At 75.4% G+C, this 2260-nt stretch carries 2 protein-coding genes; one reads left to right on the top strand and one right to left on the bottom strand.

What is annotated here, in order from left to right; translation table 11 throughout:
- The coding region (locus H5J30_RS28265; RefSeq protein WP_181790123.1) for an acyltransferase family protein at positions 1-874 on the bottom strand (874 nt) is incomplete at its 3' end.
- 146 nt (positions 875-1020) lie between these two features.
- Between H5J30_RS28265 and H5J30_RS28260 the strand changes: the two genes are divergently transcribed.
- A partial coding sequence (locus H5J30_RS28260) for an MFS transporter (RefSeq protein ID WP_181790122.1) occupies positions 1021-2260 on the top strand: 1240 nt, incomplete at its 3' end.

Below are 2260 nucleotides of genomic sequence, written 5' to 3'. Positions count from 1 at the left end.
CGTACCAGCCGCCGTAGCGGGCCCCCTGGGTGGCGAAGGCGTGCAGCAGGTAGCCGTAGAGCGTGCCCGCGCCCAGCACGGTCCACCGCAGGCGCCGTCCCGGCACCCAGGCGAGGAACGCCGCGACCAGCAGCAGCGAGCAGAAGAAGAGCACGGGCGCGGCGAGCAGCCCGAAGCCGCCGGAGTGGCCGATCTCCTGGGCGGCGGTGCTGCGGTAGAGCCAGCGCCGGTCGGTGTGCGGGCCGAGGAGGTACGCGGCCACCGGCGCGGCGAGGAGCACCGGGGCGGCCAGGAGCCGCGCCTCGCGCCGCCGCAGCAGCCGCAGCCGCGCCGGATCGCAGGTCAGCCCGAGCACGAAGAACGGCAGGAGCTGCAGGACGCGTTGCAGATCGAGGTCGTTGCCGATGTCGGGGGTGGCGGTGGCGAGCGCCGCGACGGCCAGGGCCACCGGCAGCGGCCGGCGCAGCACCTGCCACAGCGGTACGGACAGCCGCCAGACGAACAGCGCGAGCAGGAACCACGTCACGCCCCAGGGGTCGAGCAGGCTGAAGGGGCTCTGGTTGCCGCCGGCCACGCGGCCGAAGAGCGTGTACGCGATCTCGAAGACCAGGTACGGCACCAGGAGGCCGGTGATCAGCCCCCTGGCCCGCCGCGGCGAGCCGTCCTGGCCCCGGGAGAAGTAGCCGGAGATCAGCACGAACGCGGGCATGTGGAAGGCGTAGACGGTCTCGTAGGCCGCGGCCACCGCCCGGCTGCCGTCCACCAGCGGCTCCCAGGCGTGCCCGCACGCGACGAGCACCACCGCCAGGAACTTGGCGTTGTCGAAGTACGGGTCCCGGGCAGTGCCGGGGCTGTCCCTGTCGTTGCCGGTCACCGCTCTTCCCTATCATGTCGATCGAAATAATAGGGAAACTGACGGGGCCGGCGCCGCGCGTCCCGCGGACTCCCGGGCCGCCACCCGCACTTCAGCCCGCGCGGACGATCTCGTACAGTGTCGGCCGACCCTGCCGAGGAGCGCGCATGACGGCCGACGCCCGCCGCACGGACCCAGCCCTCGGCGCCCTCGGCGTCCCCGCGCCCGCGGCCGGCCGGCCGCCGGGCGGCTCGCGGCGGTGGATGTGGCTCGCCGCCTGGCCCGTCGTCGCCGCGCTCGCCCTGTCCAACGAGCCCGCGCCGCTGTACGTGCTGTGGCAGGGCCGGTTCGGCTTCTCTGCCGCCACGATCACGCTGATCTACGCCGCGTACATCGGCGGCCTGCTCGTCACCCTGACGTTCGCCGGCACCCTCGCCGACCGGTATGGCCGCAAGCCGGTGCTGCTGCCGGGGCTGGCGCTGTCGCTCACCGCCGCCGTGCTCTTCGCCACCGCCGAGTCGGTCGCCGTACTGGGCGTGGCGCGGCTGCTCAGCGGGTTCGCGGTGGGCGCGGTACTGGCGGCGGGGATGGCGGCGGTGGCCGACCTCGCGCCGCCGGGGCAGAAGCAGTTCGGCGGGCTGGTGGCGTCCGCGTCGATGGTCGGCGGGGCGGCGCTGGGGCCGATGCTCGCCGGGGTGCTGTCGGAGGCGCTGCCGCATCCCACGAGGCTGGTGTTCGTCGTGCAGGCGGGGCTGCTGCTGGTCGCGCTGGCGGTGGTGGTGCGGATGCCGCTGGCCCGGCCGGGGGAGGATCCGGGCGGGGCGGCGGATGCGGAGCCGGGGAGTGGGGGCGTAGCGGATCCGGCGTCCCGGCGTGCGCGCCGGCTCGTGCGCATCCCGTCCGTCCCCCGCCCGCACCGCCGCACGCTGCTGCTCAGCCTCGCCGTCCTCGCCCCGGGCATGACCGCCACCGGCTTCGTGCTGGCCCTCGGCCCGTCCCTGCTGGCCGAGCTGCTGGACAGCGACAACCGCGCGCTCGCCGGCGGCATGATCTTCCTGCTCTTCGCGGCGGCGACCGGCGTGCAGTTCGCGGTGCGGACCCTGCGGGTACGCGTCCTCTTCGCGCTCGGCGCCGTACTGACGACCGCGGGCATGGCGGCGCTGGTGCTGGCCACCGCCGTCACCTCGGTGCCGCTGCTCCTCGCCGCCGCCGTGCTCGCCGGGCTCGGCCAGGGCAGCGCGCAGCTCGGCGGGCTCAGCACCCTCAGCGCCCGGATATCCGCCACCCGGCTCGCCGAGGCCAACGCGGCACTCACCGGCGGCGGTTACCTGATGGCCGGGGTGCTGCCGGTCGCCGCCGGGTACCTCAGCGACGCGGTGGGGCTGACGGCGGGCACCACGGCGTTCG

Origin of the sequence: Streptomyces phytophilus (genome assembly GCF_013870535.1) — a bacterium.
Classification (GTDB): Bacteria; Actinomycetota; Actinomycetes; order Streptomycetales; family Streptomycetaceae; genus Streptomyces; species Streptomyces phytophilus.
Note: the sequence above shows the minus strand (reverse complement) of the source record. Positions and strands in the feature narration are given on the sequence as shown.